The sequence below is a fragment of the Mangrovicoccus ximenensis genome, from assembly GCF_003056725.1.
Classification (GTDB): domain Bacteria; phylum Pseudomonadota; class Alphaproteobacteria; order Rhodobacterales; family Rhodobacteraceae; genus Mangrovicoccus; species Mangrovicoccus ximenensis.
Genome location: NZ_QBKZ01000004.1, coordinates 410,498 through 432,351, shown reverse-complemented (window position 1 = coordinate 432,351; position 21,854 = coordinate 410,498). Strand labels below are relative to the sequence as shown.

Annotated in this window: 19 protein-coding genes and 6 pseudogenes; 10 read left to right on the top strand and 15 right to left on the bottom strand. The window is 67.7% G+C overall.

Going from position 1 to position 21,854, the window contains the following annotated elements; genetic code table 11:
* Nucleotides 1–419: 419 nt before the first annotated feature.
* On the bottom strand, nucleotides 420–1,268 hold the full coding sequence (locus tag C7T91_RS11270) for a substrate-binding periplasmic protein (RefSeq protein WP_108259300.1): 849 nt from the start codon (nucleotides 1,266–1,268) through the stop codon (nucleotides 420–422).
* A 73-nt stretch (nucleotides 1,269–1,341) separates the two neighbouring features.
* Complete coding sequence (gene pedF, locus C7T91_RS11265) at nucleotides 1,342–2,019, bottom strand: cytochrome c-550 PedF (RefSeq protein WP_108259299.1); 678 nt, start codon at nucleotides 2,017–2,019, stop codon at nucleotides 1,342–1,344.
* Between the two features lie 190 nt (nucleotides 2,020–2,209).
* On the opposite strand from pedF, the gene C7T91_RS11260 reads away from it, so the two are divergent.
* The 4 genes from C7T91_RS11260 to C7T91_RS11245 all read left to right on the top strand — a co-directional run bounded on the left by C7T91_RS11260 (nucleotide 2,210) and on the right by C7T91_RS11245 (nucleotide 5,967).
* Nucleotides 2,210–3,367 (top strand): ABC transporter substrate-binding protein, encoded by a 1,158-nt coding sequence (locus C7T91_RS11260; RefSeq protein WP_108259298.1) that lies wholly within the window; start codon nucleotides 2,210–2,212, stop codon nucleotides 3,365–3,367.
* 29 nt (nucleotides 3,368–3,396) lie between these two features.
* Nucleotides 3,397–4,365, top strand: coding sequence for a YVTN family beta-propeller repeat protein (locus C7T91_RS11255; RefSeq protein WP_108259297.1), 969 nt, complete (start codon nucleotides 3,397–3,399; stop codon nucleotides 4,363–4,365).
* Nucleotides 4,366–4,441: 76 nt separating this feature from the next.
* A complete protein-coding gene (locus C7T91_RS11250; protein ID WP_108259296.1) occupies nucleotides 4,442–5,161 on the top strand; it encodes an ABC transporter ATP-binding protein in 720 nt (239 codons plus the stop codon).
* Nucleotides 5,158–5,967: an ABC transporter permease gene (locus C7T91_RS11245; protein WP_108259295.1), complete on the top strand. Its 810-nt coding sequence runs from the start codon at nucleotides 5,158–5,160 to the stop codon at nucleotides 5,965–5,967. The genes C7T91_RS11250 and C7T91_RS11245 overlap by 4 nt, the downstream gene beginning before the upstream one ends.
* Before the next feature lie 13 nt (nucleotides 5,968–5,980).
* Here C7T91_RS11245 and hisG read toward each other — a convergent pair whose 3' ends face one another.
* From hisG to C7T91_RS11230, 3 genes are read right to left on the bottom strand one after another with little or no spacing between them, the layout of a single operon-like run.
* Nucleotides 5,981–6,673: an ATP phosphoribosyltransferase gene (hisG, locus tag C7T91_RS11240; RefSeq protein ID WP_108259294.1), complete on the bottom strand. Its 693-nt coding sequence runs from the start codon at nucleotides 6,671–6,673 to the stop codon at nucleotides 5,981–5,983.
* Nucleotides 6,667–6,975 (bottom strand): ATP phosphoribosyltransferase regulatory subunit, encoded by a 309-nt coding sequence (locus C7T91_RS11235; RefSeq protein WP_269101129.1) that lies wholly within the window; start codon nucleotides 6,973–6,975, stop codon nucleotides 6,667–6,669. Before C7T91_RS11235 ends, hisG begins: the two co-directional genes overlap by 7 nt.
* Nucleotides 6,972–7,580: an AraC-like ligand-binding domain-containing protein gene (locus C7T91_RS11230; protein ID WP_108259293.1), complete on the bottom strand. Its 609-nt coding sequence runs from the start codon at nucleotides 7,578–7,580 to the stop codon at nucleotides 6,972–6,974. The genes C7T91_RS11235 and C7T91_RS11230 overlap by 4 nt, the downstream gene beginning before the upstream one ends.
* 122 nt (nucleotides 7,581–7,702) lie before the next feature.
* Between C7T91_RS11230 and C7T91_RS11225 the strand changes: the two genes are divergently transcribed.
* Both C7T91_RS11225 and C7T91_RS39390 read left to right on the top strand, forming a co-directional pair.
* The gene (locus tag C7T91_RS11225; protein ID WP_108259292.1) at nucleotides 7,703–9,103 is read left to right on the top strand and encodes an aldehyde dehydrogenase family protein; all 1,401 of its coding nucleotides are present in this window, start codon (nucleotides 7,703–7,705) and stop codon (nucleotides 9,101–9,103) included.
* Between the two features lie 11 nt (nucleotides 9,104–9,114).
* Nucleotides 9,115–9,819, top strand: a pseudogene (locus tag C7T91_RS39390) (GMC family oxidoreductase); the annotation flags it as partial.
* 57 nt (nucleotides 9,820–9,876) lie between these two features.
* Here the strand turns inward: C7T91_RS39390 and C7T91_RS39385 are convergent.
* The 3 genes and pseudogenes from C7T91_RS39385 to C7T91_RS39375 all read right to left on the bottom strand — a co-directional run.
* Nucleotides 9,877–10,263: pseudogene (locus C7T91_RS39385) on the bottom strand (cation diffusion facilitator family transporter); the annotation flags it as partial.
* A gap of 273 nt (nucleotides 10,264–10,536) precedes the next feature.
* The gene (locus C7T91_RS39380; protein ID WP_407943289.1) at nucleotides 10,537–10,752 is read right to left on the bottom strand and encodes a hypothetical protein; all 216 of its coding nucleotides are present in this window, start codon (nucleotides 10,750–10,752) and stop codon (nucleotides 10,537–10,539) included.
* Between the two features lie 15 nt (nucleotides 10,753–10,767).
* Nucleotides 10,768–11,134, bottom strand: a pseudogene (locus tag C7T91_RS39375) (ATP-binding cassette domain-containing protein); the annotation flags it as partial.
* Between the two features lie 931 nt (nucleotides 11,135–12,065).
* Here C7T91_RS39375 and prpE point away from each other — a divergent pair.
* Nucleotides 12,066–13,973, top strand: coding sequence for a propionate-CoA ligase PrpE (gene prpE, locus C7T91_RS11205; RefSeq protein ID WP_108259291.1), 1,908 nt, complete (start codon nucleotides 12,066–12,068; stop codon nucleotides 13,971–13,973).
* A gap of 93 nt (nucleotides 13,974–14,066) precedes the next feature.
* Here the strand turns inward: prpE and C7T91_RS11200 are convergent, their stop codons facing one another.
* The 4 genes and pseudogenes from C7T91_RS11200 to C7T91_RS11185 form a co-directional block, all read right to left on the bottom strand.
* The gene (locus C7T91_RS11200; RefSeq protein ID WP_108259290.1) at nucleotides 14,067–14,609 is read right to left on the bottom strand and encodes a VPLPA-CTERM sorting domain-containing protein; all 543 of its coding nucleotides are present in this window, start codon (nucleotides 14,607–14,609) and stop codon (nucleotides 14,067–14,069) included.
* Between the two features lie 275 nt (nucleotides 14,610–14,884).
* The gene (locus tag C7T91_RS11195; RefSeq protein WP_108259289.1) at nucleotides 14,885–15,079 is read right to left on the bottom strand and encodes a hypothetical protein; all 195 of its coding nucleotides are present in this window, start codon (nucleotides 15,077–15,079) and stop codon (nucleotides 14,885–14,887) included.
* A pseudogene (locus C7T91_RS11190) lies at nucleotides 15,076–15,708 on the bottom strand (DNA mismatch repair endonuclease MutL); the annotation flags it as partial. The pseudogene C7T91_RS11190 and the gene C7T91_RS11195, both read right to left, overlap by 4 nt.
* A gap of 199 nt (nucleotides 15,709–15,907) precedes the next feature.
* Nucleotides 15,908–16,364 (bottom strand): annotated as a pseudogene (locus C7T91_RS11185) (SDR family NAD(P)-dependent oxidoreductase); the annotation flags it as partial.
* On the opposite strand from C7T91_RS11185, the pseudogene C7T91_RS11180 reads away from it, so the two are divergent.
* Nucleotides 16,320–16,586, top strand: a pseudogene (locus tag C7T91_RS11180) (SDR family oxidoreductase); the annotation flags it as partial. The pseudogenes C7T91_RS11185 and C7T91_RS11180 sit on opposite strands and share 45 nt — an antisense overlap.
* Before the next feature lie 24 nt (nucleotides 16,587–16,610).
* Here C7T91_RS11180 and C7T91_RS11175 read toward each other — a convergent pair.
* On the bottom strand, nucleotides 16,611–18,323 hold the full coding sequence (locus tag C7T91_RS11175; protein WP_108259286.1) for a PAS domain-containing protein: 1,713 nt from the start codon (nucleotides 18,321–18,323) through the stop codon (nucleotides 16,611–16,613).
* Between the two features lie 102 nt (nucleotides 18,324–18,425).
* Between C7T91_RS11175 and C7T91_RS11170 the strand changes: the two genes are divergently transcribed.
* Nucleotides 18,426–19,106 (top strand): class I SAM-dependent DNA methyltransferase, encoded by a 681-nt coding sequence (locus C7T91_RS11170; protein ID WP_108259285.1) that lies wholly within the window; start codon nucleotides 18,426–18,428, stop codon nucleotides 19,104–19,106.
* 86 nt (nucleotides 19,107–19,192) lie between these two features.
* On the top strand, nucleotides 19,193–20,362 hold the full coding sequence (gene rlmN, locus C7T91_RS11165) for a 23S rRNA (adenine(2503)-C(2))-methyltransferase RlmN (RefSeq protein ID WP_108259284.1): 1,170 nt from the start codon (nucleotides 19,193–19,195) through the stop codon (nucleotides 20,360–20,362).
* A 131-nt stretch (nucleotides 20,363–20,493) separates the two neighbouring features.
* Here rlmN and C7T91_RS11160 read toward each other — a convergent pair whose 3' ends face one another.
* The gene (locus tag C7T91_RS11160) at nucleotides 20,494–21,522 is read right to left on the bottom strand and encodes a site-specific integrase (RefSeq protein WP_108259283.1); all 1,029 of its coding nucleotides are present in this window, start codon (nucleotides 21,520–21,522) and stop codon (nucleotides 20,494–20,496) included.
* A 2-nt stretch (nucleotides 21,523–21,524) separates the two neighbouring features.
* Entirely contained in the window at nucleotides 21,525–21,782 is a 258-nt protein-coding gene (locus C7T91_RS11155; protein WP_236638166.1) for a hypothetical protein, read from the bottom strand.
* Between the last annotated feature and the right edge of the window lie 72 nt (nucleotides 21,783–21,854).

Sequence of the window (21,854 nt, the reverse complement as noted above, 5' to 3'; positions counted from 1 at the left end):
GGCAGGATGCGGGGCGGCAGGCCGAGCTGGGCACGGTCGATCGGCCAGAGCGCGGCCTCCGTGCGCCGCGCCAGCCGCAGCTTGGCCGAGCGCGCGCGGCAGCTCGTCGCCCGGCGCGCTGCGGCTTGCGGATGGCAGCCCGCACATTTGCGATCCGCGCGGCCCGCGGCACAGGCCGCTCTGGTCGACGGTCAGCGTCGAAGCCGGCACCGCCACGCTGGCCGACGGGCTCTCGACCGCCTTCTGCCTGATGGAACGCGACGCGATCTCCGGGGTCATCGCAAAGCTGCCGGAGCTGCGCCGGGTCGTGCTGGTCACCCCCGGCGGCGACCTGGAGACATTGTCCGCCTGAAGACGCGGGGAGAGGGGAGGCGCCATGATCGTGCCGCGGGCGCCGCAAGGCGCCCGCGTCCGCTGGATCACCTTTCCGGTTCGAGCCAGGTCAGGCCGTATTCCGCGAAAATCGCCTGGATGCGCCCGTCCTCGAGCGCCGCCGAGATCGCGTCATCGACCGCATAGGCCAGCGGGCGATAGGCGAAATGCACGCCGACGCCGACCGTCCAGCGCCCGGCACCGAAGCCCGGCAAGGGCGGCGACACCACCTTGACCGCCTCCGGACGCGCATATTCCAGCTCCGCCATCGGCCCCATCGCCGCCTTCACCTCGCCGCTGCCGATCGCCGCCACAGCATCGAGCGTCGAGGGATACCGGTGGATCTGGTTCAGCAGCTGCCCGCCCGCCAGCGAGGACAGGTAGAAATCGGCGATCGTGTCATTCTCGACACCGACCGGATCGTAGCGGAAATAGGCCGTGCCCGGCACCTCGTCGGGATAGGCCGCCTCGGAATAGGCGATGGCGATCTGCTGGCGGTAGGCCTGGCCGGTGAAGACCACCTGCTCCACCCGGCAGGTGAAATCGCGGTTGACCGGCACATGCAGCATCACATTCGCCACCTTGCCGCCGGTCACCGGCCCCTTCCAGAGCCAGTTCCGCAGATCCGCCTCGAGGTTCTCGCCCGCCTCCACCAGCCGGAACCGCGGCTCGACGCCGAGCTCCGCGGCGATCAGCTTGCCGATCTCGATATCGACGCCCCTGATCTCGCCCTTCTCCTCGAAGGACCAGGGCGCGAATTCCTCGAAAGCGGCAAATTCGATGAAGCCCTGGTCGAGGATCGCGTCGAGGTCCTTGCCGACGATGTCGCGGCTCGCATTCTGCGGCTTCGGCAGCGGGACATAGTCCTCGCAACGGCTCCAGGCGGCCGTCGCCATCGCAACCGCCGCCCCGAACAGGACCGCGCCGCCGAGGGCGCGGTACCGGATATCTCCCCTCCCCATGGCGGACCTAGTGCGCCGCCGACAGGCCGACCGTCAGGATCTCGACCGCCTTTTGGGCATTGTCGGGATGGGCGGCCAGCGACACCTGGGCGCGGCGCGCCACGCTGTCGGCGACCGGCGCGCCCGAAAGCGTTTCGATCTGTTCGGCAAGCTCGCCCAGCTTGGCCCCGATCGCCGCCACATCCGGCGCATCGCCTTCCAGCGCGCCTTTCAGCTCCATCAGCTCGGGCGTCAGCTCGGTGACCTGCGCGTCATCCGGACGGGTCTCGATATAGGTCCGGATCGCCCAGGCCGCCTTCTGGCCGAGAAGCTCGCCGAAGGCCGGCATCTTGGTCGTGCCGTTCTGGGTATAGCCGTGGCGGAAGCGTTCCACGAACCACTCGTCGCCGTATTCCTCGGCCTCGAGGAAGCGCAGGTCGGGCGCCAGGCCGCCGGAGATCGCCTCAAGCCCGTGGCAGCGCGCGCAGTTCTGGGTGTAGCCCGAGGAGCCGATCTCGATCGCCTTCTGGTAAACCTCGTCGCCCAGGCCGCGATACGGGTTCTCGGTCATCCACTCTTCCGGATCCTCCAGATCGGGCAGCGCGTCGGTATTCACCGGCTGCGGGGCCACGTCGCCATGGGCCAGCGCCAGAGCGGTCGTCGCAGCAAGAATCGTCGCGCTCAGCGCGGTCAGTCGGAACAGCATCCGGTTGTCTCCTCCACAAGGGCATGTCTTGTTCGTTCGCTGACCGGAAAGCTACCTGCCACCTGCGGCGGCCACCATTCGACCTTTGGCGAAGCAGCGGCGCTAACGGCGGCTCCGGCGCTCCGACCATGGTCCAATACCGGCCCGCCGGGCGCCTCCGTAGGGTCTGGAGGCCTTGAGGGAGGAGACCATGAGGCTTGCCATTTCTTCCGTGCTGCTCGGCCTCTGGGCAGGCAGCGCGACGGCGCTCGATCTGGGCGTGACCTGGCTGCACCGCGCGGTGCCGCCGCCGCCCGTGCTGTCCAATCTCGATCCCGTTCCGGAGGATCTGGGCCGCGCCGGGGCGGAACTGGGGCTGCGCGACAACGCCACCACCGGCCAGTTCCTCGGCCACGCCTACACGCTTGCGGAATCCGAGGTGCCGGAGGATGGCGACATCCTCGCAGTCGCGCGCGACGCGCTGGCGCAATCGCCTTTCCTGATCGTCGACGCGCCGGCCGCCGACCTGCTGGCCATTGCCGGGCTGCCCGAGGCGGAGGGCGCGCTGATCTTCAACGCGTCCGCGCCGGAAACCGCGCTGCGCTCGGGCGACTGCCGCGCGAATGTCCTGCACACGCTGCCGTCGCGCGCGATGCTCGCCGATGCGCTGATGCAGGGGCTGGCCTCGAAGCGCTGGACCGATCTGGCGCTGGTCACCGGGCCGCGCGCCGGAGACCATGCCTGGGCCGAGGCGATGAAAGCCTCCGCCGCCAAGTTCCGGCTGCGCGCCCGCGGCGAGGCGGTCTGGGACGAAGAGGCCGACATGCGCCGCAACGCCGCGCAGGAGGTGCCGCTCTTCACCCAGGGGTTCCGCGACCATGACGTGCTGCTGGTCGCCGACGAGGCCCATGATTTCGCCCGCTACATCGCCTACAACACCTGGCTGCCGCGCCCCGTCGCAGGCTCGGCGGGCATGATGCCGGCCGCCTGGTCGCGCGTGGTCGAGCAATGGGGCGCGGCGCAGCTGCAATCCCGCTTCGAGGACCTCGCCGGACGTCCGATGCAGGACCGCGACTACGCTGCCTGGGCCGCCTTCCGCGCGCTCGGCGAGGCGGTGACCCGCACCGGCTCGGCCGACCCCGCCACCCTGCGCAGCTACATGCTCGGCCCCGATTTCGAGTTGGCAGGCTTCAAGGGAAGCCCGCTCTCCTTCCGCCCGTGGAACGGCCAGCTGCGCCAGCCGATCCCGCTGGTCACCGACCAGGCCGTGGTCGCGGTCGCCCCGATGGAGGGGTTCCTGCACCAGGGCAACGAGCTCGACACGCTGGGGCTCGACCGGCCCGACAGCGCCTGCACCGCCTTCGACTGACAACCGACGCCCTTTCAAGGACCGCCGCCATGACCCGCTGCCTGACCGCCCTGTGCCTGATCCTCGGCCTGCCCGCCTTCGCCGGCGGCGAGATCTGGGTGACCAACGAGAAGGACGACACGATCAGCGTGATCGACATCGACAGCCTGGAGGTCACCCGCACGATCCCGACCGGCGAGCGGCCCCGCGGCATCACCTTCAGCCACGACTATTCCCGCGTCTATATCTGCGCCTCCGACAGCGACACGGTGCAGGTGATGGACCCCGAGACCGGCGAGATCCTCCATGACCTGCCCTCCGGCGAGGACCCCGAGCAGTTCGTGCTGCATCCCGACGACCGCCATCTTTGGATCGCCAACGAGGATGACGCGGTCACCACCGTCGTCGATACCGAGAGCCGCACCGTGATCGCGCAGATCAATGTCGGCATCGAGCCCGAGGGCATGGCGGTGAACGAGGCAGGCAGCATCGTCATCACCACGTCCGAGACCACCAACATGGCGCATTGGATCGACACCGCGACGCACGAGATCATCGCCAACACGCTGGTCGATTCGCGGCCGCGCCATGCCGAATTCGTCAAGGACGACACGGAACTATGGGTGAGCTCCGAGATCGGCGGCACGGTCACGGTGTTCGGCACCGAATCGCAGGAGGAGCGTGCCAAGATCACCTTCGAAATCCAGGGCGTGCATCCTGACCGCATCCAGCCGGTCGGCTTCGAATTCACCCCGGACGGCAAGACCGCCTTCGTCGCGCTCGGCCCGGCGAACCATGTCGCGGTGGTCAATGCCGAGACCTACGAGGTCGAGGAGTACATCCTGACCGGGCGCCGCGTCTGGCACATGGCGTTTTCGCCGGATCACGCCCAGCTCTTCACCACGAACGGCGTCTCGGGCGACGTGACGGTGATCGACGTGGCTTCGCGCAAGCCCTTGAAGTCGATCAAGGTCGGCCGCTTCCCTTGGGGCGCGGCGATGCGGCCCGGCGCCTCTTGAACTCGCCTGCCGCCCCGGCGACAGTGGCCGGGGAGCTTTGGGAGGAGCGCATGAGACATCATCCGGGCGGGGCCGCATGAGCCTTGCCGTCACCGACCTGACCTATGCTTTCGGGGCGAAGACCGCGCTCGACCATGTCAGCTTCTCCGTCGGGAAGGGCGAATTCTGCGCGCTTCTCGGCCCGAACGGCGCGGGCAAATCCACGCTGTTCAACCTGCTGACCCGGCTCTACACGACGCGCGGGGGCCGGATCGAGATCGCGGGCCACGACATGACCCGCAGGCCGCGGCAGGCGCTGGCGCGGATGGGGGTCGTGTTCCAGAACCAGACGCTGGATCTGGACCTGACCGTGATGCAGAACCTGCGCTATTTCGCGGCTTTGCAGGGCATTTCAGGGGCGGAGGCCACGCGGCGCTCGGAGGCCGCGATGGACCGGCTCAACATCGCCGACCGGGCGAAGCAGAAGGCCCGCGACCTGAATGGCGGCCACCGGCGGCGGCTGGAGCTCGCCCGCGCGCTGCTCCATGATCCCGCCGTTCTGCTGCTCGACGAGCCGACCGTCGGGCTCGACGCGGCCGCGCGGGCCGCGCTGGTCGCCCATGTGCATGATCTGGCGGCGACCCAAGGATTGACCGTGCTCTGGGCGACGCACCTGACCGACGAAGTCCGCGCGCAGGACCGGCTGGTGATCCTGCATCAGGGCCGCATCCTCGCAGACGGCACCGCAGGCGAGATCGCGGGCGACCGCTCCCTGCAGGACACCTTCCTGAGCCTCACCGGAGACCGCGCCGCATGAGCGACACCCTGCCCGCCCGCGCCTGGGCCACCGCGCTCTCCGCCATCGTCCGGCGCGAGGCCTTCCGCTTCTGGCAGCAGCGCGCGCGGCTGCTCTCGGCCCTCGTGCGCCCGCTCGTGTGGCTTCTGGTCTTCGCCGCGGGCTTCCGTGCCGCGCTCGGCCTGTCGATCATCCCGCCCTACCAGACCTACATCACCTACGAGACCTATATCGTCCCCGGCCTCTGCGGCATGATCCTCCTGTTCAACGGCATGCAGTCCTCGCTGAGCCTGGTCTATGACCGCGAGATGGGCTCGATGCGGCTGCTCCTGACCGCGCCCTTGCCGCGCTGGTGGCTCCTTTTCGCCAAGCTGGTGGCGGGCACGGCGATCTCGGTGATCCAGGCCTATGCCTTCCTCGCGGTGGCGGCCTGCTTCGGCATCACCATGCCCTGGTACGGCTATATCCTGGTGCTGCCCGCGCTTGTGATCACAGGGCTGATGCTGGGCGCGCTGGGACTGGCGCTGAGCTCCACCGTGAAGCAGCTGGAGAATTTCGCGGGGGTGATGAACTTCGTCATCTTCCCCTGCTTCTTCCTGTCGACCGCGCTCTATCCGCTCTGGCGGATGGCCGAAAGTTCCCGCCTGCTCCGGGACATCTGCGCGGTGAACCCGTTCAGCCACGGGGTCGAGCTGATCCGCTTCGCACTCTACGGACAGGTCAACTGGGCGTCGCTTGGCTGGTCGCTCCTGGCCTTCGCGCTGTTCGGCGCGGCGGCTGTCTGGGGCTACGACCCGGCGCGCGGCATGGTGCGGCGCAAGGGCTGAGGCGGAAGGCGGCTCACGCCGCCTTCACCATCGCGTCGATCTGCGCGAGGCTGGCCAGCTCGGCCTCGCCCCAGTCAGCGGTCAACGAGCGGAACAGGTTCGCCTGGCTCGCGTGGATCGGGTCTTCGCCGAGGATCTTCAGATGGTTCGCCCGCAGCGTCTCGCCGGTCGAGGTGATGTCGGCGATCGCCTCGGCGGTGCCGTTCTTGACGGTGCCCTCGGTCGCGCCCTGGCTGTCGACCAGCTGGTAATCGGCGACGCCGTGCTGGCGCAGGTAGTCGCGCACCAGCCGGTGATACTTGGTCGCGATCCGCAGGCGGTGGCCATGCTCGGCGCGGAAAGCCGCCGCCGCAGCGTCGAGATCGGAGAGCGTCTCGACATCGACCCAGAACTTCGGAACGGCGAGGATCAGGTCGGCATGGCCGAAGCCCATCAGCGCGAGGCTCTCGACTGTCGCGTCCCAGCGTGCCAGCTTCTCGCGCACCAGATCCGAGCCGGTCACGCCCAGATGGATGCGCCCCGCCGCCAGCTCCCGCGGGATCTCCCCCGCCGAGAGCAGCACCAGCTCCACGCCCTCGACCCCGGTCACGGCACCGGCATATTCGCGGTCCGAGCCGGTGCGCGCCAGCTGGATGCCGCGATCGGCGAACCAGTCGAAGGTCTGTTCCATCAGCCGGCCCTTGGAGGGCACTCCGAGCTTCAGCATTGCGCGCTCCTCAGCTTCAGGACCTGTTCGGGGCGGATCACGCCGCCGACGGCCGGCACCGGGCGGCCATTGCCCAGCACGCGGGTCATCTCGTCATAGCGCCCGCCGGACGCGACCGGCGGCCAGTTGTCCCGGCTCTGCCCGTCGACGAGGAAGCCGAAGACGAAGCCGTCATAGTATTCCAGCGTGGTGCGGCCGAAGCTTCCCTCGAACTCGAGCGTGTCGAGATCGATGCCGCGCGCCTCGAGCGCCGCCAGGCGGGCCTCCATGCGGCTCGCCGCCTCGGCGAGGCTCGGGATCACCCCGGCCAGTTCGCGCAGCGGCGCCGCCAGCCGCCGTCATGCAGCACCGTTCCCAGCACGCCGAAGACCGCCTCGCGCAGATAGCCCGCCTGGATCGCGCACTCCCCGGCGCCGAGCGCCTTGCCGATCAGCGCGGCCAGCGCTGCAGCGCCGTATTCCGACGCCCTGAGGCTGTGGCCCGCGAAGGCCGCGCCGCCGACGCGGCGGCAGAATTCGGTGCGGTCGAGATGCACCGAGAGATGCCGCATATAGGCGCCGAAGAAGGTGAATTGCGACGGCAGCGTGCCGTCGATCAGGATCATGTCGCCCGGGCGCATCAGCGTCGCGCGGCCGTCCTGCTGCATCAGTGCCTGGCCTTCCTCCTGCACGATCAGGAAGACGTCGTTGCCCGGATTGCGGGCGACGTCTTCGGCGCTGCGGCGCACGCCGCGCACGTCCTTGCCGATCATCGTCATGTCGAAGCCCGCGCGCCGGGCGCGGCTGACATGGGCGGTGACGGTGCTGCGGTTGCCCTCGGGCAGCACGTCGAAGGCGCCGCAGGCCGATTGCAGGCAGGCGCGGAACTGGTCGAACGGCATGGTGCCGGGGGTGGCGGGTGCTAGCATCGCGGGCCTCCTCTTCCTCGCGTCGCGTCCGTCCAAATCTGGCGTCGCGAGATGCCAAGACCGGACGGCCCAAAATTCATTAACGCGTTAATGGCGAGGAGTCGAGATAAGGAGGAGGCGTCATGCGGAGTTTCAGCATGATCATCGGCGGCAAACCTATGGCGGCGGAGACCACGTTCGACGTGCTCAACCCGGCAGATGGCAGCCTGGCGGGGCGCGCGCCGCAGGGCAGCATCGCCGATCTGGACGCCGCCGTCGCCGCGGCGCAGGCGGCTTTCGCCAGCTGGTCGAAGACCGGCGATGCCGAGCGCCGCGCCGCCTGCGAGGCGGTGGCCGCGAAGATCGGCGAGCATGCCGAAGAGCTGGCGCAGCTCCTGACCTCCGAACAGGGCAAGCCGCTGAACGGGCAGGGGTCGCGCTTCGAGCTGGGCGGGGCGCAGGCCTGGGCGATGCATACCGCGTCGCTGCCGATGGAGCCGAAGGTGCTGCAGGACGACAACCGGGGCCGGGTGGAGCTGCACCGCAAGCCGATGGGCGTCATCGGCTCGATCACGCCCTGGAACTGGCCGCTGATGATCGCGGTCTGGCACATCCTGCCGGCGCTGCGCACCGGCAACACCGTGGTGATCAAGCCCTCGCCCTACACGCCGCTCTCGACGCTGCGCATGGTCGAGCTGATGAACGAGGTGCTGCCCGCGGGCGTGCTGAACGTGGTGACCTGCGATGACGTCACGGTCAATCTGGGCGCGGCGATGTCGGCGCATCCGGGCATCCGCAAGATGGTCTTCACCGGCTCGACCGCCACCGGGCGCCGGGTCATGGCCTCGGCGGCCGAGACGCTGAAGCGGCTGACGCTGGAGCTCGGCGGCAATGATGCGGGCATCGTCCTGCCGGATGTCGACCCTGAGGAAATCGCCCCCGCGCTGTTCTGGGGGGCCTTCATCAACAACGGCCAGACCTGCGCGGCGATGAAGCGGCTCTATGTCCACGAGGACGTGCATGACGCGGTCTGCGACGCGCTTGCCGCCTATGCCGCGACCGTCAAGGTCGGCTCCGACGACACGGCCGAGCTGGGCCCGGTCGCCAACCGGATGCAGTTCGACAAGGTCTCGGGGCTGGTCGCGGATGCCGCCGCCAAGGGCCGGGTGCTCGCGGGCGGCGCGCCGGGCGAGGGGCTGTTCTTCCCGCCGACGCTGATCGCCGGGCTCGGCGATGCCGATCCGTTGGTGCGCGAGGAGCAGTTCGGCCCTGCCCTGCCGATCCTGTCCTATTCGGATGTCGAGGACGCCATCGCGCGCGCCAATGACAGCGAGAACGGGCTCGGCGGCTCGGTCTGGTCGAAGGACATCGAGGCCGCCAAGGCAGTCGCGATGCGGCTCGAATGCGGCTCGGTCTGGATCAACAAGCACGGCGCGATCCAGCCCAACGCGCCCTTCGGCGGCGTCAAGCAGTCCGGGCTCGGCATCGAGTTCGGCGAGGAGGGCCTCGCCGAATACACCGACATCCAGACCGTGCTGATCTGAGGGGGAAGATCATGGAGCAGTTCGACTACATCGTGATCGGCGGCGGCTCCTCGGGCTGCGTGATGGCCGCGCGGCTCTCGGAGGATCCGAAGGCGAAGGTGCTGCTGATCGAGAGCGGCCAGAAGGACAAGAGCCCGTTCATCCACATCCCGGCCACCTTCTTCAAGGTGGTCGAGAAGGGCCGCGACGTGGTGCTCTATACCGGCGAGCCGTCCGACAAGGTGAACGGCCGCAACAGCTATGTGCTGCAGGGCCATGTGATCGGCGGCAGCTCCTCGGTCAATGCGATGATCTACATCCGCGGCCAGTCGGGCGATTACGACGCCTGGGCGCAGGACGGCAACCGCGGCTGGAGCTATGGCGACGTGCTGCCGGTGTTCCGCGCGCTCGAAAGCAACATGGAGATCGCCGACGGCTTCCATGGCAGCGAGGGGCCGCTGCGGGTGTCGGAGACCGCCTTCCATCACCCGCTGAGCCGCGCCTTCATCCGCGCCGCGCAGCAGGCCGGGCTGCCCTACAATCCCGATTTCAACGGCGCGGTGCAGGAAGGCGCAGGCTTCTACCAGACGACCACCCATGACGGGCGGCGCTGGTCGGCGGCGATGGCTTTCCTGCGCGATGCCGAGAACCGGCCGAACCTGAAGATCATGACCGAAACCCGCGTGGCGCGCGTGCTCCTCGAGGACGGCCGGGCCACCGGCGTCGAGCTGGAGGACGGCAGGCGAGCGCGCCCGGCGGCCGTGGCGGATCAGGTGCCGGGCCCAGAGCGCGTTCAGCGCCGTCGCCGCGACCGAGAAACCGATCGCCAGCGGCGAGACCACCGGATCGGCCGGCTGCAGCAGCGCGCCCACCGCATCCATCACGATCATCGCCGCCGCCACCATGATCAGCGCGCCTTCGAGCACCGCCGAGAGGTATTCGACCTTGGTATGGCCCAGCGGGTGGTTCGAATCCGCCGGCCTCCGCGCATAGGCCATCGCCAGGCAGGCGGCCACCGCCGTCACCACGTTGACGATCGATTCGAGCGCGTCCGAATAGAGCGCGACCGACCCGGTCAGCCGCCAGGCGACCAGCTTCAGCGACAGGACTGCAACGGCCACCACGATGGACCAGCGCGCCAGGCGGAGCAGCGAGGGAGGGTAGGTTTCGGGCGGCGGCATGGCGGAACTCCGGATTCGGGGGGCTCCACCTAAGACCAAATTTCCGGGGACAGAACCCCTAGCCGCGAGTCGTTCTGAACTGGCGCGCATTTGCCGGAATTTTCTGCGCCGCAGATGCAGGATCGCGCGGCGGCGCTGCCTGCGGCCGCCCGCGGGGCCGCGCGGTTCCCGTTGCCCTGCCGCGCGCGCATGGATATATGCCGCGCATGCTGGACCGTACGCACAACTCCCCTTCGCTGCCGCCCGAAATCTCGCGGCGCCGCACCTTCGCCATCATCTCGCATCCCGATGCACGATCTGCCCGTCGCGCATCAGCACGATCCGGTCGGCCATGCGCATCGCCTCCTCGGGCTCGTGCGTGACCATGAGGACGGCGGTGCCCTCTTCCTTCAGCAGCGCCAGCGTGTCGTCGCGGATGCCGTCGCGCAGCCGGTTGTCGAGCCCCGAGAACGGCTCGTCCATCAGCATCACCTTGGGCCGCGGCGCCAGCGCGCGCGCGAGCGCGATGCGCTGCTGCTCGCCGCCCGACAGCTCGTGCGGAAAGGCGTTGTCATAGCCCGCCATGTCGACCCGTGCGAGCAGCTCGGTGACGCGCAGCCGCTTCTCCGCCTTCGAGCCCNTTCAGCCCGAAGGCGACGTTCTCGGCCACGGTCAGATGCGGGAACAGCGCGAAATCCTGGAACATCAGCCCGATCGAGCGCTTCTCCGGCTCGGTGAAGACGCCGGGGCCGCAGATCACCTTGCCGTCGAGCAGGATCTCGCCGCCATCCGGCACCTCGACCCCCGCGATCATCCTCAGCGTCGTCGACTTGCCGCAGCCCGACGGGCCAAGCAGGCAGACGCATTCCCCCGCCGCGATCGCCAGCGACACGCGGTTCACCACCGGATGGCCGTGGAATTCACGTTCCAGCCTGCGGATTTCCAGTCGGGGCGTGGCGGTTTCGGGCACTGGGAAAGCTCAATCCTGATGCAACTGCTTGGGCATCGCAGGTAGCACCGCCCGGCCCGCGGAACAAGCGGGACCCGGTGCCGCGCCCGTCTGGCACGGCAGCTGCCGCGCCGCCTGGCCCCGCTGCCGCATCCGCAGGCAATGCGCAAAGGAAAGGGCCCCGCGCTTGCGGGGCCCTTGCTGTGCCTGGCGCGCCGGGCGCCACCGGCGGGGCGAAGCGCAGGAACTGCGCCGTGCCGCCATCGACGGAGACCGTCGCCTCGACCGGCACCGAGAGCGGCCGCGAGGACTGGAAGGCCAGACCCAACTCCTGTCGGTCCGAACACAGCAGCGACAGGCAGGTCAGCCCGCTGTCGCCGAGATCGCAGACCGCCGCCGCGCGCTGGCCGCCCGGCCCGCCGGAGAGGTAGTTCCAGGCCTCCGCCTGCGCGGTTTTTGCGCAGAGGCAGGCCATCAGCAGGACGAGCGGACGGAGAAGGACAGCGGCAGACATGGGGACTCCTGCAGGTTCGGCTGGACGGCACGGTACATCCGGCATGGTTAAGAGTTTGCGAGCCGGCGCAAGCCCCGGCGGTGCGGCACCGAATCGCGGCAGGCGGCCGTTAGCGCCGGTCAGCGGCTCCGGCACCGCCGCGCCGCGCCCGCAATTCTTTGACAATGAAGTTTTTTATCGGAAAATTCCTTTACATTTCCCCGTCCACCCCGGCTTTGCGAGCGCTAGCAGGCGGCAACCGGTCCGGATACCGGACCAATTCAGGAAGATGCATGCCTACCGCGCCGGATGCGGCAAATCCGCCACGTTGCGGCAAGGTCCGCTCGGGATACCCTTGCCTCCAGGGATAAGGAGGAAGGCATGTCGTATTCTGACATCTACGCCGCATGGCAGGGAGATCCGGAAGGCTTCTGGATGGAGCAGGCATCCGCCATCGATTGGATCAAGCCGCCGACAAAGGCGCTGTTCGACGAGAAGGCGCCGCTCTACGAATGGTTCGCCGACGGCGAGTGCAACACCTGCTGGAACGCGGTCGACCGCCATGTCGAGGCCGGGCGCGGCGACCAGGTGGCGATCATCCATGACAGCCCCGTCACCCATTCCAAGCACGAGATCACCTACGCCGAGCTGCAGAGCCGCGTCGCCTCGCTCGCGGGCGCGCTGCGCGCCAAGGGCGTCGAGAAGGGCGACCGCGTCGTGATCTACATGCCGATGATCCCCGAGGCGCTGGAGGCGATGCTGGCCTGCGCCCGGCTCGGCGCGGTGCATTCGGTGGTCTTCGGCGGCTTCGCGGCGAACGAGCTGGCGGTGCGGATCGACGACGCCAAGCCGAAGGCGATCATCGCCGCCTCCTGCGGCATCGAGCCGGGCCGCGTCGTCCATTACAAGCCGCTGCTCGACGGCGCGCTCGCCGTGGCGAAGCACCAGCCGGAGTTCTGCGTGATCTTCCAGCGCGAGCAGGAAGTCGCGCATCTCGAGGAAGGCCGCGACGTCGCCTGGCACAGCTTCCAGTACGGCGTGGAGCCGGCGGACTGCGTGCCGGTCAAGGGCAGCGATCCGCTCTACATCCTCTACACCTCGGGCACCACCGGCCAGCCCAAGGGCGTGATCCGTCCCAATGGCGGCCATATGGTGGCGCTGAGCTGGACGATGAAGAACATCTACGATGTCGAGGCCGGCGACGTCTATTGGGCGGCTTCGGATGTCGGCTGGGTCGTCGGCCACAGCTATATCTGCTACGCGCCGCTGCTGACGGGCTGCACCACCATCGTCTTCGAGGGCAAGCCGGTGGGCACGCCCGATGCCGGGACCTTCTGGCGGGTGATCGAGGAGCATGGCGTCAAGATCCTGTTCACCGCGCCGACCGCGCTGCGCGCGATCAAGCGCGACGATCCCAAGGGCGAGCATGTCGGCAAGTACGACCTGAGCTCGCTCAAGGCGCTGTTCCTCGCGGGCGAGCGCGCCGACCCGGACACGATCGAGTGGTCGCAGAAGCTCCTGAACGTGCCGGTGATCGACCACTGGTGGCAGACCGAAACCGGCTATGCCATCGCCGCCAACCCGCTCGGGATCGAGGAAATGCCGGTCAAGCTCGGCTCGCCCTCGGTGCCGATGCCGGGCTACGAGGTGCATATCCTCGACGAGGGCGGCCACGAGGTTCCGAACGGCACGCTCGGCGCCATCGCGATCAAGCTGCCCCTGCCCCCCGGCACGCTGCCCGGCCTGTGGAATGCCGAGGAGCGGTTCAAGAAGTCCTACCTCACCCATTTCCCGGGCTATTACGAGACCGGCGATGCGGGGATGAAGGACGAGGACGGCTATCTCTACATCATGGCGCGCACCGATGACGTGATCAACGTGGCGGGCCACCGGCTCAGCACGGGCGGCATGGAGGAGGTGCTGGCGGCACATCCGGATGTCGCCGAATGCGCGGTGATCGGCGTGGCGGACAAGCTCAAGGGCCAGATGCCGATGGGCTTCCTCTGCCTCAACAAGGGCACCGACCGCGACCCCGACGAAATCGTCAAGGAAGTGGTCAAGATGGTGCGCGACAAGATCGGCCCGGTGGCGGCGTTCAAGCTGGCCTGCGTGGTCGACCGCCTGCCCAAGACCCGCTCCGGCAAGATCCTGCGCGGCACGATGGTCAAGATCGCCGATGGCGAGGAGTTCAAGGCTCCGGCCACGATCGACGATCCGGCGATCCTCGACGAGATCAAGGGCGCGCTGTCGCAGATCGGCTATCCGGCGGCCAAGGCCGAGGCCTCCTGAGGCATCCCGCCCCTGCCCTGAATGACGAAGCGCCGGCCCTCGGGACCGGCGCTTCTGCTATTGCGGACCTTGTGCAGCATCGCTGCGGCGGGGTCAGGCCTTGCGGCGGCGGCGCGCCAGGCCTGCGATCCCGGCGAGGCCGCCGAGCAGCGCCATGGCCGAACCGGGCAGCGGAACGGCAGCCGGCGCCAGATCGGTCAGGACCAGACGGCCGTCGAGGATCCGTGCCGCGTCAAAGTTGCTGCCGGTCATGTAGAAGGTCAGCGTGTCGCCGGCATTCAGGTTCAGGGACTCGCTGCCCGTTTGCGTCGAGCCATGCCATGCCGCACCGCTGTAGAGCACTTCGTTGGTCGGCGAGGTCAGCTCCAGCGTCGCGCTGGTTCGGTACCACGAATGGCGCGGGGTGTAGTCCCAGTCGAACTCGTAGAGGCCGCCGGTGAGCACCATCGTCGACAGGGTCCAGTTGCCGCTGAAGCCGGTGGAGTCGTAGCGGAAGTCCACATCGGTGTTCGAGGCGCTGGAGCTTTCGATCCAGGTGGTGCCCGAGCCGGCGGTCGACCAGTCGTCGAAGCTCACGGCATGGGAAGCGGTGGCCGCCGATGCAAGAAGGGCGACGGAGATGAGGAGGTTCTTCATTGTCAAAGTCCCAGAGGAAATGATAAGTCTTTGACTCATCTTGTTGTTATCGTTTTGCAAAAAGGTTTCTATCTTAAGAGAAAGTGCGGATCAATATTCCGTGAGGATCTGAAATGTCCAATTTCGGGCCGGAATTCCCTACCAATTTGCGAGGCTGGAGCTCAACTTCTAACTTCGGTTGTCTAGCATCCGGAGCATGCCCGCAGCGGTGGCAAGAAATTTCTCTGGGAAAACCATGTCCTGATTCCGTCGCGGGACCCACGGTCCCGCGGAAGTCAGGCAGCCGCCGCCGGGACCGGCCCGCGGCATCGGGCCCGCAGCCCGCGGGTCCGGGCCTGCGCTCGCTCGGACTGGCGCGCCGCGCGCGACGCGGCCCGGACCGACAGGACCAGCAGCAGCACCAGGAGCGCCGCCGCCGCCAGCCAGAGCCGCGGGTCGGCGGGATCGAAAGGCAGATCGGCGGCGGTCATGTGCGCCCGAAAAGCCGCTCGATGTCCTGAAGCCGCAGCTTCACATATGTCGGCCGCCCATGGTTGCACTGCCCCGAGAGCGGCGTCGCCTCCATCTTGCGCAGGAGCGCGTTCATCTCCTGCGGCTGCATCTGGCGGCCGGAGCGCACCGAACCGTGGCAGGCCATGCGCGACAGCACCGCGTCGATCCGCGCCTTGAGCGCATCGCCGCCGGTGCCTTCGAGCTCGTCCCAGATGTCGCGCAGGAGCCCGGCGGCATCGACATGGCCGAGGATCGCGGGCGTCTCGCGCACCGCCACCGTGTCGGGGCCGAAAGGCTCGAGCGAGAGCCCCGCCCCTGCCAGCTCCTCGGCGATCTCCAGCAAGGCCTCGGCGCCGCCCGCGGGCAGGGTGACGATCTCGGGGATCAAGAGCGCCTGCGCCGCGACCGAGCGGGTGGCAGCCTGCTCCTTCAGCTCCTCGTAGACCAGCCGCTCATGCGCGGCATGCTGGTCGACGATCACCATGCCGTCGGGCGTCTGGGCGATGATGTAGTTCTCGTGGATCTGCGCGCGGGCGGCGCCCAGCGGATGGTCCTGCGGCGCGGGGTCCTCTGCGGCGGCCGGGGCGGGCCGCTCGAACCGGGCGGAAGGCTCAAATCAGCCCAGTCCGGGATCCGGGGGAAAGGTCACCGGCGACAACAACCTTGAAAAACAACGGGGGCGGGGGCTGCGCTGAGGGTGGGCGCATTGCGCCCCCGCAAAAGTGAGGAGACCGGCGGACCCGGCCTCCGAGGGATTATTCGGCGGCCTTCAGCTCGAAGCCGCGGTTGATCATGTCGACCGGGCGCACCTGGCGCGAGGTGCCCGCGACATAGCCGGTCAGGCCGGCACGTGCCGAGTTCGACAGGCCGAGCTGCGGGATCGGCGCTTTGACCGACTGGCTGGTGATATTGACCACCCGGCCCCATCCGCGGTCGCACATCCCCGGCAGCAGCGCGGTCATCAAAGCGATCGGCGCCAGCATGTTGGCGTCCAGCGCCTTGATGAAATCCTCGCGGTCCCAGTCCTTCCAGAGACCGGGCGGCGGACCGCCGGCATTGGTCACCAGGATGTCGACCGCGCCCGCGGCTTCGAGCACCTTGGCCTGGCCCTCGCCGGTCGTGATGTCCGCCGCGACCGCCGTAACCTTAACGCCGNAAGCCGCGCAGGTCTTCCGCCGTCGCCTCGAGCGCCTCGGCGCCGCGCGCGTTCAGCACCTCGCCGAATTCGGCGTGACGATCAACAACCTGCTGCCCGGCATCCACGCAACCGACCGGGCGGTAAGCCTCGACAGCGGCGTCGTCGCGAAAGAGGGCATCACGATGGAAGAGGCCCGCGCCCGTCGCGAGGCGACCATTCCGGCGCGGCGCTACGGCACGGCCGCGGAATTCGGCAAGGCCTGCGCGTTCCTCTGCTCGGTCCATGCTGGTTTTATCGTCGGCCAGAACCTGCTGCTCGACGGCGGCGGCACCAACTTCACCATCTGACCCATGGCCCGCGGCCGCCCGGGATCACTCCGCGGCGGTCGCCCTGGGCGGCGGCGCCGGCCTGCGGTTGGCCGAGCGGTTCAGCAGCGCATTGGTCCGCTCGATGATGTTGTCGTTGAGCGAGTCGATCCGCTTCATCCGCCGCTCCACGTCCTCGTGGAAGGCATCGAGCTTGTCGATGATGTCGTGGAACCCGCCGTCGGCATCCGGCAGCCAGCCGGTCTCGATCCGGCAGGTGACGCGCGTCACGTCGAGCCCGCCGACGAAGCGGCGCATCCGGCGGCTGTCGTCGATGAAGCGTTCGCATTGCTCGAGGATGCGGCCGACCGTGCTGCGCGCCATCTCTCCGCAGCGCTGCATGTGCCCGGAAAGCAGCGCCATTTCCCGCTGGTGGTCGATGGGCGAGGCATCGTGGTCCTCGGCTTCGAAGGCCCGGTTCATTTCCCGCTGCAGCCGCGCCGATCCCATCATGAACAGTCCAAGGCTGATCTCGTCGAGCACGCGCTGGCCGAAATCGGTGAAGCGCGAGGCAAAGGCCAGCGCCTCGCGGGCGAGGTTGCTGTAATTGGCGGAGATCACGCTGACCGGCCCGCCCGAAGCCTCGCAGCGCGAGGCCTGCAGGCGCAGGTTCACGGGGATCTGCTCGATCCGGCGGAAATCGGCATAGAGCGCATTGGCCTCGTCGAAGATGTCGCCGACCGCCTTCGACATCGCGTCGAAGGCAAAAAGGCGGTCATCCTCCGGCTTGCCGCCGATCCGGTCGCGGGACATCAGCTCCTCGGTCAGGCCCGCGGCCATGAAGGCGACGTAATTCGGATAGCCGAGCGCCTTGATCGCGGCGATCATCTCCTGGGCGCTGTTTTCCGGGGTGAAATCCGAGGGCGCGTCCAGTTCCTTGGCGCGGAGTTCCTTGTAGAGGCCCTGGACCTGTTCGAACATCTTGCTGGTCGGCTTGAGCCGCACCGAAAGATAGCCGCCGGTGATCGGCATGACGACGGCATAGACCCAGTAATGGCCGCCGGACTTGGTGCGGTTCTTGACATAGGCGCCGATCGGCTCGCCGCGCTGCAGCCGGTGCCAGAGCAGCCAGAACACCGCCTTCGGCATGTCGGGATGGCGCACGATCTTGTGCGGCGCGTTGAGCAGTTCCTCGTAGGTGAAGCCGCTGATCCGCTGGAACACGGCATTGCCCGAGGCAATCACGCCGCGGGTATCCGTGCGCGAAAAGAACAGTTCCGATATGTGGAACTCGGATCCGCGGACCTGGGCGGCCCCGGAACGTGTCGCTTTGTCATCGGCCATATCGGCGTCTCCGCGGAACCAGCATGTGCCACAGTCCTGACATGGCGCTGGTTTCCATTCCCTTACGGCGGATGGGGAGATGTGGCGGGAATCACAGGCGGATGTCGGTGCCGGTCGCAATGTCCTCGGCGGCGCGGCGCTGATCGCCTCGATCAGCTCGCGCAGATGGTCGAAGCCCTGTTCGATCATCTCGATCCGGTCGATCTCGACGCCGCGGGGCGTGGGGTCGGGATGCAGGATGCGGGGGTCGCAGAGCCCTGTGAAATAGGACTCGAGCGCGGCATTCACGAGCAGGATTTCGACAGCTGCCGCGGGCTCTGCAGGCGCGGGGCGGCGTACGAAGGGTTCGGCGCCGTCCGCATGGCTGGCGGCGGTGCCGTCCCGGGCCACGGCATGGGAAAGGGCGGGGGCCTGTACCGGTGCGATGCTGGTCATCGGGCGAATTCTCCACTCATTTTCTTCAATTTGAAGATATTTGGGCGGAGATTGTGGCGAAATTGAGGCAAATCCTCCGTTTTCGAAAGGTTTGATTAACTTCTGCGGCGCGGGTGCGGCGGCACGCAAAGGCCCGCCGGAGATGCTCCGGCGGGCCCTGTCCTGGCGCGGTCCGGCCGGTTCAGCCGCCGCAGGCCAGCCCGAAGATCGCCTTGCCGGCGGCCACGCCCTCGACCACGATCTCGCCTGCCCGAGCGACGCTTCGGGCGCGCCATTGACCTGGGCTGCGGCACCGGCCTGGCGGGCGAAGTGCTGCGCGGCCGCTGCGGGTGGCTCGGCGGCTGGGATATCTCGGCGGGCATGCTGCGCCAGGCCGAAGCCAAGGGGCTCTATGACAGTCTGGAGAAGCGCGACCTCTCGCAGCTGGAGATCGGCGCCGAACGCTACGACCTGATCCTGGCGGCGGATGTCTTCATCTATCTCGGCGCGCTGGAACGGATCATCGCCTGGTGCGCAGGATCGCTGGCCAAGGGCGGCGTGCTGGCCTTCACCGTCGAGAAGGGCGAAGCGCCGCTCACGCTGCGCGAAAGCCGCCGCTTCGCCCATTCCGCCGAGTATCTGCACGGCTTGCTCGCGGATGCCGGGCTGGCGGAGATCCGCATCGGGGAGGCCGTGCTGCGCCATGACCGCGGCGAGGACATCGCGGGCCTGGTCGTCACCGCCGCCCTGCCCCAGCTCCACCGCGAGGGACAGGGCGACGGCGAGGAAGCCGTCCCCGCTTGACGGCCCGCCCGCAGGCCGCCTTGCGGGGCTAGGCAAGCGGGCGGTTTTCTGCTATCGACTCGCCTTCGCCCATCAGGAGTCGCCCCATGACCGACACGAGCGCCGCATCCGCGCCGATCACTCAGGACGTTCTGACCATCCCCCGCAAGCTGCCGGAGGGACCGGTGAATCTTGTCGGCCTGACCCGCGACAAGCTGCGCGACGCGCTGGCGGAAATCGGCGTGCCCGAGAAGCAGCTGAAGATGCGCGTCAACCAGCTCTGGGCCTGGATCTACGAGCGCGGCGTACGCAGCTTCGACGACATGACCAACCTGGCGAAGACCTTCCGGGCGGAGCTCGCCGGGCAGTTCGCCATCGAATTGCCCGAGGTGGTGTCGAAGCAGGTCTCGGCCGACGGCACGCGCAAATACCTGGTGAAGATCGCCGGCGGCCACGAGGTCGAGACGGTCTACATCCCCGAATCCGACCGCGGCACGCTCTGCATCTCCAGCCAGGTGGGCTGCACGCTGACCTGTTCCTTCTGCCATACCGGCACGCAGAAGCTGGTGCGCAACCTGACCCCGGGCGAGATCATCGGCCAGGTCATGCTGGTGCGCGACGATCTCGGCGAATGGCCGGAGCCGGGCAAGCCGAAGAACGAGGCGCGCCTGCTCAGCAACATCGTGCTGATGGGCATGGGCGAACCGCTCTACAATTTCGAGAACGTGCGCGACGCGATGAAGATCGCGATGGATCCCGAGGGCATCAGCCTGTCGCGCCGCCGCATCACGCTGTCGACTTCGGGCGTCGTCCCGGAGATCGCGCGCTGCGCCGAGGAGATCGGCTGCCAGCTTGCCGTCAGCTTCCACGCGACCACCGACGAGGTGCGCGACCGCTTGGTGCCGATCAACAAGAAATGGAACATCGAGACGCTTCTGGATGCGCTGCGCGCCTATCCCAAGGCCTCGAATTCCGAGCGCATCACCTTCGAATACGTCATGCTCAAGGACGTCAACGACAGCGACGAGGATGCACGGCGCCTGGTCAAGCTGATCTCGGGCATCCCGGCGAAGATCAACCTGATCCCGTTCAACGAATGGCCGGGCGCGCCCTACGAGCGCTCGGACTGGGAGCGGATCGAGCGCTTCGCCGACATCGTCTACAAGGCGGGCTATTCCTCGCCGATCCGCACCCCGCGCGGCGAGGACATCATGGCCGCCTGCGGCCAGCTGAAATCCGCAACCGAACGCGCCCGGCGCGAGCGCGTCTCGCTGTGATCACGGCCGCCCGGGCGGATATCCCGTCCGGGTGATCCCGCCCCCACCTCGACCAAGGCGTCATTGAAAACAGTCACTTGCGGTACTCTCCTGTCTGCTGCTGCTCTGTTTTGAAACTGCATTTGAAACTTTCACGTTCTGTTCTTGTTCTTTTCCCATTCGTCGCGCTTGGCCTGAGCACGCTTTGCAAGCTCCATCTGCCGAACCCGGCCGCCGTACTTCTTGAGCATCTGGACGCCGGAATGGCCGGTCACTGACTTGACCATCTCGTCGTCGCAGCCCGCCAGATAAAGCTCCATGGCTGCATTCTTCCGCAGGCCGTGGAGCACGCACTTTCCAGCCTCGGGATGCTCCATCTTGGCCCTGATCTTCCGGATATCATCGGAGACAGCGTCATAGCCCGCAGGGCGTCCGTGCTCTCCGGTGACCACCGTCAGGCCCACGCGCGGAACATTGTCCAGGAAGCGCGCCAAGCGCTCCGTGAGCGGTACCCACAGGGGCTTGTCCGTCTTGCCCTGGTGGAAGTCGTAAGCGCCGCTGTCGATGTGATCCCAGCGGATCTTCAGCGTATCCGCGATCCGCTGTCCGAGCCCGAGCGACAGTTCGTAGACCAAGAGCGCCCGCGGCGAGGCCATGCGCTCGAATTCCTCGCGGACCTCATCGGACCACGGTTCCCAGCCATCGCTTTCCTGCTTGAAGAGGCGGACTCCCCTTGCGGGGTTGCCGTGTTCCTTCTTGAGGAAGCCGATATCCTGCGCGTGGTCGAGGATGTTCACCAGCACCTGCACCAGATAGTTCGCCTTCCGCCAGTGATCGGCATTCGCCTGATGCAGCTTGTAGATGTGATGCCGCTCGATCTTCTGCGGGTCTATATGGCCCCAGATCTTCCGGATGTGCTCCAGGTAGGTCCGGTAGTCCTGCTTGGTCCGCGGCTTTCGCTTCGTGTACCGGTCGCTCTCATAGTAGCTGAGAATGAGCGTCTCGAACGTGCGCTTGGTGGGCAGCGGCTCCTTGCCTTTCAGGAGGCGCTGGTAGTGGTCCCAGAACTCAATGCTGCCCGGCTCTTCCTTCATCATCACGGACATGCCGCGGTCCCGGCGAATGAACCGGATATATCCCCGGTCCGCGTAGACGTACTTCGGCAGGTTCTTCTTGGTCATGCTCACATCTTCAGGCTGTCGGCGTCGAGATCGATGTCGTCGCTGCCGGTGTCCTCGGTCATGGATGCGTCGATACTCATCGTGCCATCCGGCGCCCACAGGATCCGCGCCTTCAGCCATCCGGCTTCCCGCGCGCCCCGCAGAAGCGCGATTGCCGTGGCCTTGTTCTTGGAGTGCTGGCTGCTGCCACTCATGGGCTCGGTACCCTTCTGTGGATTGAACACACGGAAGGGCACTTGGATGCCCTCGCGGCTGCTCAAGGTTCCCCGCCGCTGCCCCAAAGCAGACAAAAGGCAGCGGCAGGGATGCGTGGGCCGTCGCTCCTCACGCAC